Origin of the sequence: Nonomuraea sp. NPDC049129, assembly GCF_040648495.1 — a bacterium.
GTDB lineage: Bacteria > Actinomycetota > Actinomycetes > Streptosporangiales > Streptosporangiaceae > Nonomuraea.
Window position 1 is genome coordinate 137,922 of record NZ_JBEZDU010000010.1, and the last position, 15,738, is coordinate 153,659.

The window sequence follows — 15,738 nt, forward strand, 5'->3', positions numbered from 1 at the left end:
GCCGGGCATGCGATCAGTACGCGACTTCTTGGCGGGTGTTGGCTTCTTCCTTCAGGGGGTGGGCTGGGTCGCCAAGAATGGCCGGCGGTGGCTGTTCGGGTTGATCCCGGCGCTGCTGGCCTTTGTCGTGTACGTGGTGGCGTTGATCTTCCTTGGCACGAACGCGTCGGATATGGCGGAATTTCTTACGCCGTTCGCCGACACGTGGGGGTGGCGGGACCTCTTCCGTACGCTGATCGGGATCGCGCTGGTCCTCGGCGGGCTGGCGCTGGCGGTGCTGACCTTCACGGCGCTCACGCTGGCGATCGGGGAGCCGTTCTACGAGAAGCTGTCCGCCACGGTGGATCCGCTGCCGGGGGTGGAGGAGCAGCCGTGGTGGCGTACCTTGCCCCGATCCATCAGGGACAGTCTGGTGACGCTGGGCTATGTGCTGCTTTTCACCGTGCCGCTGTTCTTCCTGGGATTCGTGCCGGTGGTCGGGCAGACGGTGGTGCCGGTGCTGGGGGCCATGGTCTCCGGGTTCTTCCTGACGGTGGAGCTGACGACGCTGGCGCTGGAGCGGCGGGGGATGGGGCGTAAGGAGCGGTTCGCGCTGCTGCGGGGGAACAAGGCGGGGGCCTTGGGGTTCGGGGTGGTGGTGTTCTTGCTGTTCTTGGTGCCTTTTGTGGCGGTCGTGGCGATGCCGGCGGGGGTGGCGGGGGCGGCCCTGTTCGTCCGCAACCGCCTGGCCCCAACCCCCGCCCCCTGACGTTCCTTTATCCCCAGAACGCGGTTCGGCGCCTTCGACACCCCCTCCGTTCAGGCACCCTCATGCCTCATGACGACCAACGCCTCCGAGCCCTGCCTGACTCTGACCAGCCCCACCGACGTCCTCGCCGCGGTGCCCTACCTCGTGGGGTTCCACCCGGTCGACAGCCTCATCGTGCTCGGTCTCGCCCGGGGCCAGGCCAAGCTGGCGACCCGCTGGCCACTACCGTTTCCGCCGGGCACGCTGGAGCCTTTGTCGGCGCTGTTCCATCGTGAGGCCATCACCCACATCATCCTGATCGGCTACGGCACTGGAGACCGGGTCACCCCCGCCGTGGACGAGGCCCGTCGACTGGCCGCCCGGGTAGGTGTCGGCGTGGACGAGGCCCTGAGAGCCGAGGGCGGCCGCTACTGGTCGTACGTGTGCGACGTGCCCCAGTGCTGCCCTCCCGAAGGCACTCCGTACGACACCTCGACCAGCCAGATCGCCGCCGAGGCCACCGTGCACGGCCTGGTGGCCCTGCCCGACCGCCAGAGCCTGGAACGCACCATCGCCCCGCTCACCGGCCCCGTCCGGGTGTCGATGCGCCGCGCCACGGCGGAGGCCGTCGCCGAGTTCCGAGCCCGGCTGATGGAGGCGACGGACGTGAACGCGTTCGCCCAGCAGTTCGTCACCCGGGGCCTGGTAAGAGTCCGCGCCGCCCTGGCCACCCACGCCGCCGGTGGCCGCCTGGACGACGCTGAAGCGGCCAGACTGGGCCTCGACCTGGCGGTGATCAGAGTCCGCGACGAAGCCTGGACCCTCGCCGGCGACACCCACGCCGCCCTCTGGAAAGACCTCACCCGCCGCCTGGAGCCACGCTTCACCCCACCGGCCGCGTCCCTGCTGGCGATGGCCAGTTGGCGCACGGGCGACAGCGTCCTGGCCACCATCGCCCTCGAACGCGCCCTGACCACCGACCCGAGCTACTCGATGGCCAACCTGCTCATGCACGCCCTGCAACAACTCCTGTACCCGACCACCCTGCTCGACCGCCTCCCCACCCCGTCCGAGTTGGACACCGCGATGGGGCCCGTCAATGCGGGTTGGCTAATCCCCCTGATCAACAACCTGGACGAGGACCATGAAACGGCCGCCTAAGCCAATCCACCCCAACCCCAGCCCCGAGCCCAACCGCCCCCACCTGCCCCGACCGTCCGCGGTCAGTCCAGGCACCGACCGGCCCAGACCCTGACCAGGCCAACCATCCTGGTCCGGCTACTGACCAGCCCTGATCTTGGGGCTGTAGAACTTACAACGGTGCGTCTGTGGCGTTCCCCCCGGGCCGCTCGAGCGCTACCAGCGTCGGACAAGCAGGCTCACCGGCCAACTGGGCGCGGTGGTCAAAGAGATGGCTGGTCGGGTGGGTGCTCGGCTCTCGGCGGTCCTGGCTGTGGCGGTGCACAGGTCCACGGCACTGCGATTGCTCATGCGGCTGCCGCTGCCACCGCGGCGGGTCCCGCATGTGCTGGGTGTCGATGATTTCGCTCTCAAGCGCCGTTCCGCCCAGTCTTCCGCCCCCAGCACGGTGACCTGTGCGAACTAAGGGTCGGGCAGGGCTCGTATCAGCCGGATCATGATGTCGCGGGACACAATGACGCCGAGCATGCTCAGCAGCCGGGAAGCGGCCCGGCCGGCCAGCGCCAACCATTCCAGCATGTGCCGCAGAAGCCGGGTGTTTCGTGCGTGCCGGTCGGCCAAGCCCTTGATGGGCTCGGCGAACGTCCGGATTTTGCACGCCAGGGTTCCCGCATTTCAGCCGCCGTACGGTGAGATCGATCAGGACCTGGCGCCCGCCGGCGGGCAGGTCCTGGAGCAGCCGCCGGTAGTGTCCGTGCAGCCGGGTCGAGGGCTGCCCGCACCCCGGGCAGCTGATGGGTGTGCCACGGGTGCGCTGGAGAAGCAATTGTCGATCCGAGCTACCTTCGGATGCGCGAGGTGGAGAACGAAAAGAGATTCTGGGCCGGGGAAGACGAACTTAAGAGATTGGGTTGGAAAATCATGCCCAACGGCCGACCCGTCGACCAGCCCAACTTCTGGTTCGCCAGCGAAAAAGTACAGAACGAATACATGTCCAACTGGTCACCCACAATGACTGACGAGCAGCTGGCCTTCAGCTGGGTGTCGGCCGGTGGCCTGGAGAGTTTCAAAGCGATGGAGAGGGCGGCTAAGGAAAACCCACACGACTCAAGGCTTGGTGAATGGCGAAATATGCAGAAGGTTGCGGCGAAGCTCAATGCCGGACAGGGGGGTAGTCGCGCGGTAGCCGCCCCGAATGGCAGCTCCGCATCTCGCTACAAGTACTACGGTGCGTATGAACAAGTCGTGAGATATTGGCGAGATATTGAGTCCGCCGCCGCTAATCACCATATCAATAAAAACGTCCTCGCGGCTGTCATCATATGGGAGAGCGCACACGCCAGGGAGGGAACCGGTCGAATGGGTGCGGAGGCGGCTAAGGCAAAAGACGATTTGATTGACGGCTACAAAGGCTGGGGTGTGTCTGTCGGTATCACTCAGCTTGAAATCTACAAAGCTCGAATGATGCTCATAAAGTACTACTACAAAGAAAGGGACTGGGGGAAGGCAACGCTCGGACAGGTTACTAATCAGCTCCTGCATGCACCTCGGGCCATACAATTGGCTGCGGCATGGATGGAATATCTGAAGCAGAATGTCTGGTATGAAAATAAGGATGGCAGCAGGCATAATCTAACAGACAGGGAAGCCGCCGAAGCCTATTGTGGTTGCTCTGGGGTAACGGTCGACAATCCACTAGGCGGTTATCCATTACTGTCGTTCAAGACATATAAGGATTGGAAGGAGACGGGATACCTCGACCGCAAAGACTCAACTAGCGTTGTCAATCGCCAGAGGGATCTGGAACATCTATGGAGCAATGGATCTGTCGAAGAATTCTGGAGGTGTGGTCGCGCTGCATGCTGGACAAGCAGATGATTTGAATGTAGGTCTACCAAGGGTCTGAAGGGAGATCTCGTGCGGCAACGCCGACGTGGCAGGTTGGCCTTAGCTCTGTTCGGGGTCATTATCTTAGCTGCAGGATGCGGATCACCGCGAACGTTTCAGGTGGCCCCGGCTGTTCTCGACAATGTACGTGGAATCGGCTCTGTAGTGGAGGAGACAAGCAGCCAGGCTGCCGTAGACGGTGGGATTGAAATTACGCGCACGCTGGTAGTAGATGTTGAGGCTGCGGATGCAAAGGACGCACTCAACGCGGCAGTCGAACGTCTCCGAAAGCGCGAATGGGAAATTCTGGCCGAGAATCGGCCAGTGAAGATATTGATGAAATCAAACAAGTGGGACAAGGCTCACTTGAGTATCGCCACCCTCGATCCGGAGAAGTCCGAGACCGCTCCAGATCCTAAGATTGCAGAAAAGATATTAACCAAGAAAAAGCCTCTTATCGTTATAGATGTATATGAGTACAATTGAGCGTTATATGCGATGACCCTAAGTTCGTTGAGCGTAGCCATAGCGTGAACGGCGTGTGGATCGTGCCGCTCACCCCCGGCAGCCCCCGTTGGCCCTCACGTCAGTGCTGGTCAGGGCGTGGATCAAGCTGGCTATCCGGCCCACGGTCAGAGCATGCGTGGCCGGGGAAGGGGCGCGAAACCCCCGCCAGTTGGCCCGCGGCACCCGTGTTCCCGCTGTGAACGTAATGCCAGGCCATGGTAGTGCTAATCGTGAGATCGGCGGTCAGGCACGCGCAGGTGTCGCTGTTACGAAGGTGGGCCAGCGCCTGCAACTTCTGCGAGCTGGGTCTAAACGTCGCCACCGAAAGTGCTGCAAAAGCATGATCATAAGTGGTACCCCATCGAGTATGAGTGCCTCATGCCACCGGGTCGCACAAGCCGCCTGAGGATCCGACGGGCCCGGTCACAGTTTTCCGATTGGCACTGACTGTCCCGACCGACACCCTCCCCCATACGGACGGCGGTTTTCGTTTGCTCTTGGAAGCTACGACGTCAGATCATCCGATTCGATGAAGGTGACGGCCACTGGACCGTCTCGGAGCTTCTCGACGGTCCTTGACATCGGAAAACGAGCTGACACAAATATGGTGACCAGCGGTGAAATGCGGATTGCGGTGACCGGTCCCGCAACCACGGCCTCCGGACGGGCGGTCAAGGCGTCCTTGGTCAGAACCGCAGGGATGCCGGACGCCGACTACGAGGGCGACATCGCGGCGACCCGGCAGACGGTCGATGACGAGATGAGGACTGCGTAGTGCTGCCAGAGCGGGCCGGTCGCTACTGGTTCAGCTCGTGTCGCCGCCGTTCGTTGTACGCACGCATCCAAGGCGGACGGCCCAGGATCTGCACGTCATACACCGGCAGGGCGAGGACATGCCGACCGTCAGTGTGTCAGCGCGGCGCCCAGTCAGCGGATCATGTCGGCCTCGCAGGGGTTGACGTGCACGCATTCGGTGATGGCTGCTCCGATGATGTCGTCCACCTGGGAGACGAAGTCGATCGGTCGCTGTGGCTGTGTGCCGTTAGGCTCCGGTACCAGGTCGCGCCGAAGACGGTGGGTTCGAAGGTGTCCAGGTCGATGCGTGCGTACACGGGGCCGCGCAGACCGTCGAACGCACGCTCCGGGTCGTCGACGCCGTATCTGCGCGATCCGATCTTCGCGCGGTGCTGATTCACAATCAGAGAACCACCTGCCGGCGCAGGGTGCCCACGGCAGGACCGGCCCTTTGTCGCAGCGGTGCCCACGGCGAGGCCAGCCTTTCGGCGATCCGGGGCATATGACAGCCCATCGCCACGATTCCTAGCTGATCATGACGAGGTGGCCGGATTGCGGAAATGTTGCCGGGAGATGTCTTGTGGCTCGGACGACCGACGTCGTAGCCTGTCGGGACTTGCGATTGATACGCATCGACGAATCCTCCAGGGAGGTGTCATGGCGGCGTTCACCAGCAAGGACGTCGCGCGTATCGCCGGTGTCTCGCAAAGCACCGTGTCCTATGTGATGACCGGCAAGCGACCCATTTCCGAGCGCACGCGGCAGCGGGTCCTGGACGCGATGGCACAGCTCACCTACGAGCCGCACGCCGGCGCCCGGGCTCTCGCGGGACGCCGCACCCGAGTGGTCGGTCTGGTGGTGCGCTTCGGGGCCGGGGGCGATGCCTTCGGGTTGCTGCCGTTCATCGAGACCATCGCCAGCTCGGCCCGCGCCCACGATCACGAGGTTCTGCTCGTGACCGCGGACGAGGGCTCCGCGGGTCTGCGGCGTCTCGCCGGACGGGCCCTGTGTGACGCGATCATCATGATGGACATCGAGGAGCAGGACGAGCGGGTCCCGGTGGCCGCCGCGCTGTCCGTTCCTGTGGTGCTCATCGGTGTGCCGGCCGACCCGGCCGGGCTGCACTGCGTCGACCTCGACTTCGAGGCGGCGGCCCGGATGGCGGTTGAGGAGCTGGCCGACACCGGCCACGACGAGATCGTCGTAGTGGGTTACCCGGCCGCGGCGATGGAGCGTGGACTCAACTACGTCGGCCGCTTCCTGCGATCGGTGCGGCGGCAGGCGCAGGTGCGCGGCCTTCCGTTGACGGTGATCGAACCGGTCGACCATGGGCAGGAGGCCGCCGCGGCCGATCGGCTCCTCGCCCGGCGGACCGGCGAGCGTCTCCGAGCGGTGGTGCCGCACGGCGACGACGCCTGGCAGACCGGCGGGCGTCTCGGAGTGGTGGTGCCGCACAGCGACGCGATCATGCCGCTGCTGACCGCACTGCGGAAGAAGGACGTCGTGCCGGGTCGTGACATCTCCCTCATCGGACTCAGTTCCGACCGTTGGGCCGAGCAGTCCGATCCGCCGTACACGAATATCTCCGTGGAACCGCGCGACGTCTCCCGGCGCGCGATGGAGACGCTGTTCTGGTTACTCGATCCGAGTTCCGGGGTGGAACGTCCCGCAATCGACCTGGTCGCGCCACGACTCACCCGGCGTACGACCGTGATGCCTACTCCCTCCAACTGATCACCGACAGGCTCGGCCAGCGATATGCATCGTCGATGCGTATCGACGGACACTTGTACAACCGACGTCGATGCGTATCGACGAATCGATTCACCCGGAAATTTCCGTATCCGAAAGGACGCGACATGATCCGCTCCCCCCGCACCCCCCGTTCCTCCCGATCCCGCCGAGCCCAGGCCGCCCTCGCCTCGATGTTCACCCTGTCTCTCGCAGTCACCGCCTGCGGCGGCGGCTCGAACGGCGGCTCCAACAGCGGCGGCGACTCCTCGACCCTGCGGGTGCTCGACTACTACAACAACGACCCGAGCAAGGCGGTCTGGCAGAAGGCCATCGACGCCTGCGGCAAGCAGGCCGGTGTCACCATCCAGCGCGAGGCGGTGCCCGGCGCGACCCTGATCCAGAAGGTGCTCCAGCAGGCGTCCTCGCGGACCCTTCCGGACGTCCTGATGCTGGACAACCCCGATCTGCAGCAGATCGCCCAGAGTGGCGCCCTCACTCCGCTGAACGACCTCGGGCTCAAGGCCGACGGGTACGTGGAAGGCGTGGTCAGCGCCTCGACCTACAAGGGCAAGCTCTACGGCCTGCAGCCGATCACCAACACCATCGGGCTGTTCTACAACAAGGACCTGCTCGCCAAGGCGGGCGTGACGCCGCCGAAGACCTGGGCGGAGCTGAGGACGGTGGCCAAGAAGCTGACCTCCGGCGGCACGTACGGGCTGGCGTTCTCGGCACCGGCGAACTACGAGGGCACCTGGCAGTTCCTGCCGTTCATGTGGTCCAACGGCGGTGACGAGAAGAACATCGCGACGCCGGAGACCGCGCAGGCCGTGCAGTTGTGGGTCGACCTGATGAACGACGGTTCGGTGTCGAAGTCCGCTCTCAACTGGACCCAGGCGGACGTCAACGACCAGTTCCGGGCGGGCAAGGCCGCGATGGCGATCAACGGTCCGTGGCAGTTCCCCGCATTGGCCGAGGGCAAGAGCGTCAAGTACGCGGTGGCGCCGATCCCGGCACCGGTCGCCGGCAAACCGATCGTCGCGCCGCTCGGCGGTGAGACGTGGGCCGTGCCGCAGACCGGGAACAAGGACAAGCAGGCCAAGGCCGCCAAGGTCATCGCCTGTCTCAACTCGGACGACAACCAGCTCAGCCTCGCCAAGGACACCCAGACCATCCCCACCAAAAAGGCGCTGCTGGAGAAGTTCAGCTCCAGCAACCCGAACATGGCCGGATTCGTCGACCAGATCCCGACGGCGCGGGCCCGCACCGGTGAACTCGGCGCGGATTGGCCGAAGGCGGCCACGAAGATCTACACCGCGTTCCAGTCCGCGCTGACCGGCCAGGCCACAGCGGCCAAAGCCCTGGAAACGGCCCAGAATGGTTGAGCACCCACAACAGTCCACAATGGTGCGTCAGACAGATCAACCACCGCCGGCCATCGTCGCGGACGACGGAATCGATGCCCGACCCCCCTTCTGGCACTCGCTCCACTTCCAGAACCGCGCCGCGCAGGTGCTGTTCCTGGCCCCGGCCGTGGTCTACATGGTGGCGTTCTTCGGCTACCCGATCGTCAAGAACTTCTTGATGGCCTTCCAGGAGTACTCGACGAGCACCTTCTACACCGGCGAGGCGCCGTGGGTCGGGTTCGCCAACTACTCCGCGGTGGTGTCCTCCCCGGTGTTCGGCAAGGCCATGCTGAACACCGTCCTGTTCACCGCCGGCTCGATCGCCGCGCAGTTCGTCATCGGTCTGGCCCTGGCGATGTTCTTCCGGCGCCGCTTTCCACTCAACGGTGTGCTCCGGTCGTTGCTGCTGTTGCCGTGGCTGATCCCGCTGATCGCCTCCGGCGCGGTCTGGCGGTGGATCCTCGACAAGGACAACGGCGCGCTCAACCGGTTCCTGGCCGCCATCGGAGTGGCGAGCGACCACCCTGGCTGGCTGACCAGCACCTCACTGGCCCTGGTGGCGGTGATCATGGTGAACATCTGGATCGGCATCCCGTTCAACCTGACCATCCTCTACGGCGGGCTCCAGGACATTCCGGAGGACCTGTACGAGGCGGCCGCGCTGGACGGGGCGGGGGGCTGGCAGCGGTTCCGATATGTGACCTGGCCGTTGCTGCGCCCGGTGGTGAGCGTCGTGCTGGTGCTCGGCGTGGTCTACACGATCAAGGTGCTGGACGTGATCCTGGCGCTGACCGGCGGCGGGCCGGCCAACGCCAGCCAGACCATCGCGACGCAGTCGTACCACCTGTCGTTCCAGCAGTTCGACTTCGGTCAGGGTGCCGCGCTCGGCAACATCCTGATCGCGATCTCCTTGGTGTTCGCCATCTTCTATCTGCGCGCCAACCGGCGTGCCGTGGACGAGTGAGGCCGTCATGACCACCACCACAAGGCGCACCCGGGCCGGCTGGGGCAGCACTGTCGCCGGGATCGTCATCCTCGCCGTTCTGCTGTTCCCGATCTATTGGATGGTCAACGTCTCGTTGCAGCCGGGCGGCTCGGCGGTCGGCACCCCGTGGCTGCCGTTCGACTTCAGTTTCGACGGCTACGCCACCGCGCTCGGCCAGCAGGGCCGCAACCTGGTCACGAGCCTGGTCGTCGCCCTCGGCTCGGTCGTGTTCAGCCTGCTGATCGCGATGCCGGCGGCCTACGCCCTGGCGCAGTTCAAGATCCGCTTCGTGGGCGCGTTCCTCTTCGGGATCCTGATCTCGCAGATGATCCCGGGGATCGTCATCGCGAACGCGCTCTACACCGCCTACAACGACCTGGGACTGCTCAACTCGATCCCGGGCCTGATCCTCGCCGACTCGACCGCGGGCATCCCGTTCGCGATCCTGATCGTCCGCGCGTTCATGATCAACATCCCGCGGGCGGTCCTGGAGGCCGGCCGGGTCGACGGGTCCGGTCACGTCCGGACGTTCGTCTCCATCGTGCTGCCGATGAGCCGCAACGCGCTCATCACCGCCGCCCTGTTCACCTTCCTCTTCTCCTGGGCGGACTTCCTGTTCGCCCTCACCCTCACCACGACCGAGGACGTGCGCCCGGTGACGCTCGGGCTCTACACCTACATCGGGACATATGTGAACGACTGGAGCTCGGTCATGGCCACCGCCGTGCTCGCCTCCATCCCGGCCATCGTCCTGCTCGTCGTCGCCCAGCGCTACGTCGCCGCGGGCACGACGGCAGGCGCGGTCAAGTAAATCCCCCAGCAGAAAAGGTTCGACATGACAAACGGAACTGCCGGCCCGCTGCGTGTGACGGTGTGGGGCGAGAACCGTCACGAGCAGATCGAGGAGCACGTGGCGAAGATCTATCCGAAGGGCATGCACACAACGATCGCGGAGGGCATCGAGGAGAACCTCGCCGACGGGTGCGTCGTCCGTACCGTCACCCTGGACGACCCGGAGCACGGGCTGACCGAGGAGGTGCTGGCCGACACCGACGTGCTCACCTGGTGGGGTCACGCGGCGCACGACGAGGTGGCCGACGAGGTCGTCGAGCGTGTCCACCGGCATGTGCTGTCCGGGATGGGGCTCGTCGTGCTGCACTCCGGGCACTGGTCGAAGATCTTCACCAAGCTCATGGGTACGAGTTGCACCCTGCGCTGGCGTGACGAGCACGACCGTGAGCTCATCTGGACGGTCGACCCCACGCACCCCATCGCCAAGGGCGTGCCGCACCCGCTGATCATCGACGAGGACGAGATGTACGGGGAGTTCTTCGACATCCCGGCACCGGACGAGCTCGTGTTCGTCAGCTCGTTCAGCGGCGGGGAGGTGTTCCGCAGCGGCTGCACGTTCCGCCGGGGCCACGGCAAGATCTTCTACTTCCGGCCGGGGGACCAGGCATACCCCACCTACCACCACAAGGACGTGCGCCGGGTCATCGCGAACGGCGTCGCCTGGGCCCGCACCGACCGGCCGGAGCGGAGCCATCCCGTGCTCCTGAGGTACGCCACCGAGGAGTTCTTCCAGGGCAAGGGCTACACGGGGCCGCTCCAGTGAGCTTTCGGACGATCCCCTCCAGCCCCGCGGATCCGCTCCGCGTGGTCATCGCCGGCGCCGGCGGCATGGGCCGGGCCTGGCTGTCCACCGTCACCGACTCGCCAGAGGTGCTGCTCACCGGCATCGCCGACCTGAACGTGGCGCTGGCCCGGGAGGTCGCCGACTCAGCCGGCCTGCCGGACCTCCCTGTCGGCGCCGACGCCGTCGCCCTCGCCCGGCAGACCGGCGCCCAGGCGCTGATCAACGTGACCATTCCGGAGGCGCACCACCCGGTGACCACCGAGGCGTTGTTCGCCGGTCTGCCGGTGCTCGGTGAGAAACCGGTCGCGGAGAACGTGAGCCGGGCGCTGTCCATGGCCGCCGCGGCCGAGGTCACCGGCGAACTGTTCATGGTCAGCCAGTCCCGCCGCTGGAACCCGCAGCTCGCCGCGCTGCGGGGGATGACCGCGCGGCTCGGCGCGATCGGGACGGTGAGCACGGCGTTCTTCCGGTCCGAGCGGTTCGGCGGGTTTCGCGATCTGATGGCGTACCCGCTGCTCGTCGACATGGCGATCCACGCTTTCGACTCGGCGCGTTTCCTGCTCCGGGCCGAGCCGGTGACGGCGTACTGCCAGTCGTACAACCCGCCGTGGAGCTGGTTCGCGGGGGACGCCAACGCGACCGTGGTGTTCGAGATGGACGGCGGGACCCGGTACGTCTACAACGGCAGCTGGTGCAGTCCCGGCGACATCACCTCGTGGAACGGGAGCTGGCGGGTCAGCGGTGAGAAGGGCACCGCGCTCTGGGACGGCGACCACGAGCCGGTCCTCGACGCCGAGGTGGACGCCGGTGAACCGGCCGGCCCGCCGTACTCCGGGATCGCCGGCGCCTTGCAGGTGTTCACGCGGGCGCTCCGGACCGGGGAGCCGCCGTCCGGCGAGGTGCACGAGAACGTGATGAGCCTGGCGATGGTGGAGGCGGCGGTGCGGTCGGCGACGAGCGGCCGGATCGAGCGCCTGGACGACGTGCTCGAACGGGCCCACACGCAGGCGCTGCGGGAGGAGACCCGGACGGACGTACGGGAGGCTCTCGCCGGATGGTCCTCGGTACGTGACGTGCTGGCCGGCGCCGAGCGGGTGGAGACGTGATGACGGGGGGCTGTGACGGCTACTGGTTCTCCTCGCGACGCCGCCGTTCGTTGTACGCACGCATCCGGGGTGGGTAGCCCATGATCTGAACGTCGTACACCGGCAGGGCCAGGTCGCGGGCGACCTTGTGGATCACGGCGGGGGAGCCGACCCGGCGGCGGGTCCACTCGCCGTCGTCGGCCACGGCGACGGCCGTGGTGTCGGTCGCGAAGGTTTCGGGTTCGACGAAGAACTCGACGCCTCGCCGCGATTTGGCGAAGGCGATGAGGGCCTCGATATCGGCGTCAGTGGCTTCCCGGTCGAACTTCGCGATTTTGGAACCGCGCAGCCGCCGAATGCCGTAGCGGTCTCGCCATCTCATGAGTCCTTTTTATACCGCCAAACGGTCACGCGCGTCGGGGTGATCTAGGGGACACATCGGGGATTCTCCCGATGGCCATGATGACGTGCGGCGGTCAGTATGGAGGGAGACTGCACGAATCTAAGGAGAGGCATGGCTGTTATGGCTGGGGTACCCACACACCGGGGCCCGGGACAGGTGCCGCCGGCTCACCTGCGCGTCACCAACCAGGACCGTGAGCACGTGGTCGAGCACGTTCAGGCGGCTTACGCGGAGGGGCGTTTCGACAAGCTCGAGTTCGACGACCGTCTGGAGCGCGCCATGACCGCGCGTACGCACGGTGATCTGATGCCCATCATGGCGGAGCTGTACGGCACGAGTGCCATCCCCAGGATTCGCCCCATGCCCGCGCCGGCTCGCCCCGAGGCGTCGCCGGAGAGCAACGAACGGCTCGGGGCTTCGGCGGCTCATCTGCTGACGCTGGTGGGGTTCCCGGTCATCGGGCCGTTGATTCTGCTGCTGACGGGCGGCAAGACCTCGCCCTACATTCGGCGGCACGCGTTGGAGGCCCTGAACTTCCAGCTCACGGTGGTGGGGGCGACGTTCCTGCTGCCGTTCACCATTATCGGTGTCGTGCTTCTTCCCGTCATTTGGGTGGCGGCGGTCGTGCTGTCCATTGCCGGTGGCATTTCGGCGCTCTCGGAGAACCCGTTCCGCTATCCAATGACGGTTCGCCTGGTGAAGTAACGCCTGGTCAGGCTCCTGAGCGGGTTGTCGCTTCGGGCTCGTGCCGCCGGCTGACGTCAATGCGTGTGTTGACGCCAGCCGACTGTACGAGCCTTCGCGCTTATGTCTGCCGGAGACCACTGGTGGGTACGTCGATTCGGCGAGGTGCTGACGCTAATCTCGACCTGTACGCAGCTCACCGAAGGAAATGGCCTCCATGATCTTCATTACCGCGAAGTTCCGCGTCCTGCCTGAGCACGCCGACCGGTTCATTGAGATCGTCGGCGACTTCACCCAGGCGACCCGCGACGAACCTGGCTGCCTGTGGTTCGACTGGTCGCGCAGTGTGGCGGATCCGAGCGAGTATGTGCTGGTCGAGGCGTTTCGCGATGACGAGGCCGGGGCGGCGCACGTCCAGTCCGAGCATTTCAAGCAGGCGCAGCGGACCCTGCCGCCGTACCTCGCCGAGACACCGCGCATCGTGAACGCGACCGTTCCTCAGGACGACTGGTCCCTGCTCGGTGAGATGGCCGTACCCGGGCGGGACTGAGCGCCCACACCGTCGGCACGTGATTGATTTCATTTGCTACGGTATCGAATGAAAAGATGGCCGGTAATATAGCGCTCATGAGCGCCGATGTTCCTCGTAGGACCGCCGCCTCGCGTGCGACCGACCGTCCGGGGGATGCCTCGCCCTTCGCTCTCGGCTTGCTGCTGCGTCAGGCGCACTGGCGCGCGGCCACGGTCATGTCAGAGGCGCTCCGGCCGCTCGGCATCGAGTTGCGGCACTTCGCCGTGCTGATCGTGCTGGTCGACCGCGGGCCCACGGTGCAGCGGGACCTGGCGGCCGCGACGGGGACGGACAAGGCGGGGATCATGCGGGTCGTGGACGACCTGGAGCGTAAGGGGCTGGCCGTACGCAAGAGCGTTCCGGGGGATCGGCGGGTGCGGGCGGTGGAGATCACTCCGCAGGGTGTCGAGCTTTTCGACGCGGCCCATGTGGCGGCGGAGCCGCTGGCTGAGCATCTGGTCGCCGACCTGGGGTCTGACGGGTCCGAGCAGCTGAGGGAGTTGCTGACCCGGTTCGCCTATCCCGCGGGCGACGAGGCGTAAGCGGGACAAGACGAACGACTTGAGCGCCTGGGCCCGTGACGGCCGGGTGCCCTTCGCGGTGCCGCGCGGCGCCTTCCCGAAGTAGATGTCGGCATCGGCCGGCTCCATCTCCCACAACGGCCGACCGAACCAGGCTTGGGGGTGGTCGCCACTCGTACAGGCGCGGCCTCCCGGACGCGACCCCAGCTTGACTTGTGTCGGACACGTTTGTCATCGAATGGTATTGAATGATACCGTCGTGATCGAGACAAAGATGGGAGGTGGGGATCTTGGACGTCTATGAGGCGGTCAGGAGCCGACGGGCGGTGCGGGGGTTCACCGATCGGCCTGTTCCTCGGGAGGCGCTGGAGCGAGTGTTGTCGGCGGCGGCTTGGGCCCCGTCCGCGTCGAATCTGCAGCCGTGGCGCGCCTATGTGGTGACGGGCGAGCCGTTGGCCGAGCTGAAGAAGCGTGCGGGTGAGCGGGTGGCCACGGGTGATCCCTGGGACGAGCGCGAATACGAGACGTATCCGCCCGCGCTGAAGTCTCCCTACTATGAGCGCCGATCCGCCTTCGGGGCGGAGCGTTACGGCGCTCTTGGTATCGCGCGGGATGACTGGGAGGCGCGGCAGAGGACCGCTGCCGACAACTGGCAGTGCTTCGGTGCTCCCGCGGCCCTGTTCTGCTACATCGACCGTGACATGGGCCGGCCTCAGTGGGCCGACCTCGGCATGTTCTTGCAGACCGTCATGCTGCTGTTGCGCGCCGAGGGCCTGAGCAGTTGCCCGCAGATGGCGTGGTCGATGTATCGCAAGACCGTCGCCGAGGTCGTGTCACCCGAGGAGGGGCTCATCCTCTTCTGTGGCATGTCCATCGGGTTCGAGGACGTCACGGTGGATTACGTCCGTACAGGGCGGGCGCCGCTCGACGAGACGGTCATGTTCGTCGACGGTTAGTCCGCCGAACAAGGATCACGGACGCCGTTCTTCATCACCGGCCAGACCGTCGATGTCGACGTCGGCACATAAAGAGATCGAGAGGAAACGCAATGACCTACACCGTGGGCTACATCGTCGGGAGCCTGTCCCAGAAGTCGATCAACAGGAAGCTCGCTGTGGCCTTGAGCCGGCTCGCGCCGCCGGAGCTCCGCCTCACGGAGATCCCCATCGGCGAGTTGCCCCTGTACAGCCACGACCACGACCCCAACTACCCCGCCGTGGCCCTGGAGTTCAAGGACGCGATCAAGGCCTCCGACGCGCTCCTGTTCGTCACCCCCGAGTACAACCGGTCCATCCCCGGCGCGCTGAAGAACGCCATCGACTGGGCGACCCGGCCCTATGGATCCAATGTGCTGAACGGCAAGCCGTCCGCGATCATCGGAACCTCACCCGGCCCGATCTCCACCGCGGTCGCACAGCAGCATCTCAAGACCATCCTGTCCTTCACCAACTCCCCGGTGCTGGGGCAGCCCGAGGCCTACATCCACTTCAGCAAGGGACTGATCGACGACAAGGGCGACATCCAGGTGCCGGCCACCGCCGAATTTCTGACCGGATACATGCGGGCCTTCGCGGCGCACATCCGACGCCACCATCACGACATCCCGGACCTGTAACCGCCATGGATCCCCCGGGGACCGAGCCTGGAAGCCGGACGTGAT

17 protein-coding genes and 1 pseudogene are annotated in these 15,738 nt (G+C 65.7%); 16 read left to right on the forward strand and 2 right to left on the reverse strand.

Features of this window, described 5'->3' with window-relative positions:
- Positions 1-7 precede the first annotated feature (7 nt).
- Positions 8-748, forward strand: coding sequence for an EI24 domain-containing protein (locus tag AB0B64_RS30420; RefSeq protein WP_358181417.1), 741 nt, complete (start codon positions 8-10; stop codon positions 746-748).
- Between the two features lie 69 nt (positions 749-817).
- Entirely contained in the window at positions 818-1,888 is a 1,071-nt protein-coding gene (locus AB0B64_RS30425) for a DUF4192 domain-containing protein (protein ID WP_358181420.1), read from the forward strand.
- A gap of 661 nt (positions 1,889-2,549) precedes the next feature.
- On the opposite strand, the pseudogene AB0B64_RS30430 reads toward AB0B64_RS30425, so the two are convergent.
- Positions 2,550-2,693 (reverse strand): annotated as a pseudogene (locus AB0B64_RS30430) (transposase family protein); the annotation flags it as partial.
- A gap of 23 nt (positions 2,694-2,716) precedes the next feature.
- Here AB0B64_RS30430 and AB0B64_RS30435 point away from each other — a divergent pair.
- The 9 genes from AB0B64_RS30435 (at position 2,717) to AB0B64_RS30475 (ending at position 11,920) form a co-directional block, all read left to right on the forward strand.
- Complete coding sequence (locus AB0B64_RS30435) at positions 2,717-3,745, forward strand: hypothetical protein (protein ID WP_358181423.1); 1,029 nt, start codon at positions 2,717-2,719, stop codon at positions 3,743-3,745.
- 39 nt (positions 3,746-3,784) lie between these two features.
- Positions 3,785-4,240: a hypothetical protein gene (locus AB0B64_RS30440; protein ID WP_358181426.1), complete on the forward strand. Its 456-nt coding sequence runs from the start codon at positions 3,785-3,787 to the stop codon at positions 4,238-4,240.
- Between the two features lie 643 nt (positions 4,241-4,883).
- Entirely contained in the window at positions 4,884-5,036 is a 153-nt protein-coding gene (locus tag AB0B64_RS30445) for a hypothetical protein (RefSeq protein ID WP_358181429.1), read from the forward strand.
- Positions 5,037-5,713: 677 nt separating this feature from the next.
- Positions 5,714-6,790, forward strand: a complete 1,077-nt coding sequence (locus tag AB0B64_RS30450) for a LacI family DNA-binding transcriptional regulator (protein ID WP_358181431.1) — start codon at positions 5,714-5,716, stop codon at positions 6,788-6,790.
- Positions 6,791-6,915: 125 nt separating this feature from the next.
- Positions 6,916-8,172, forward strand: a complete 1,257-nt coding sequence (locus AB0B64_RS30455; protein ID WP_358181434.1) for a sugar ABC transporter substrate-binding protein — start codon at positions 6,916-6,918, stop codon at positions 8,170-8,172.
- A 19-nt stretch (positions 8,173-8,191) separates the two neighbouring features.
- Positions 8,192-9,157: a sugar ABC transporter permease gene (locus AB0B64_RS30460; RefSeq protein ID WP_357940035.1), complete on the forward strand. Its 966-nt coding sequence runs from the start codon at positions 8,192-8,194 to the stop codon at positions 9,155-9,157.
- Positions 9,158-9,164: 7 nt separating this feature from the next.
- Positions 9,165-9,989: a carbohydrate ABC transporter permease gene (locus AB0B64_RS30465; RefSeq protein WP_358181437.1), complete on the forward strand. Its 825-nt coding sequence runs from the start codon at positions 9,165-9,167 to the stop codon at positions 9,987-9,989.
- Positions 9,990-10,013: 24 nt separating this feature from the next.
- On the forward strand, positions 10,014-10,793 hold the full coding sequence (locus AB0B64_RS30470) for a ThuA domain-containing protein (RefSeq protein ID WP_357940039.1): 780 nt from the start codon (positions 10,014-10,016) through the stop codon (positions 10,791-10,793).
- Positions 10,790-11,920: a Gfo/Idh/MocA family oxidoreductase gene (locus AB0B64_RS30475; RefSeq protein WP_357940041.1), complete on the forward strand. Its 1,131-nt coding sequence runs from the start codon at positions 10,790-10,792 to the stop codon at positions 11,918-11,920. The genes AB0B64_RS30470 and AB0B64_RS30475 overlap by 4 nt, the downstream gene beginning before the upstream one ends.
- Before the next feature lie 19 nt (positions 11,921-11,939).
- On the opposite strand, the gene AB0B64_RS30480 is transcribed toward AB0B64_RS30475, so the two are convergent.
- Complete coding sequence (locus AB0B64_RS30480; RefSeq protein ID WP_357940043.1) at positions 11,940-12,281, reverse strand: hypothetical protein; 342 nt, start codon at positions 12,279-12,281, stop codon at positions 11,940-11,942.
- A gap of 141 nt (positions 12,282-12,422) precedes the next feature.
- Between AB0B64_RS30480 and AB0B64_RS30485 the strand changes: the two genes are divergently transcribed.
- The 5 genes from AB0B64_RS30485 (at position 12,423) to AB0B64_RS30505 (ending at position 15,693) form a co-directional block, all read left to right on the forward strand.
- Entirely contained in the window at positions 12,423-13,007 is a 585-nt protein-coding gene (locus AB0B64_RS30485; RefSeq protein ID WP_357941458.1) for a DUF1707 and DUF4870 domain-containing protein, read from the forward strand.
- A 196-nt stretch (positions 13,008-13,203) separates the two neighbouring features.
- A complete protein-coding gene (locus AB0B64_RS30490; RefSeq protein WP_357940045.1) occupies positions 13,204-13,536 on the forward strand; it encodes a putative quinol monooxygenase in 333 nt (110 codons plus the stop codon).
- A 77-nt stretch (positions 13,537-13,613) separates the two neighbouring features.
- Entirely contained in the window at positions 13,614-14,099 is a 486-nt protein-coding gene (locus tag AB0B64_RS30495; protein WP_357940047.1) for a MarR family winged helix-turn-helix transcriptional regulator, read from the forward strand.
- Between the two features lie 269 nt (positions 14,100-14,368).
- The gene (locus tag AB0B64_RS30500) at positions 14,369-15,034 is read left to right on the forward strand and encodes a nitroreductase (protein WP_357940049.1); all 666 of its coding nucleotides are present in this window, start codon (positions 14,369-14,371) and stop codon (positions 15,032-15,034) included.
- Positions 15,035-15,126: 92 nt separating this feature from the next.
- Positions 15,127-15,693 (forward strand): NADPH-dependent FMN reductase, encoded by a 567-nt coding sequence (locus AB0B64_RS30505; protein ID WP_357940051.1) that lies wholly within the window; start codon positions 15,127-15,129, stop codon positions 15,691-15,693.
- Positions 15,694-15,738: the final 45 nt, after the last annotated feature.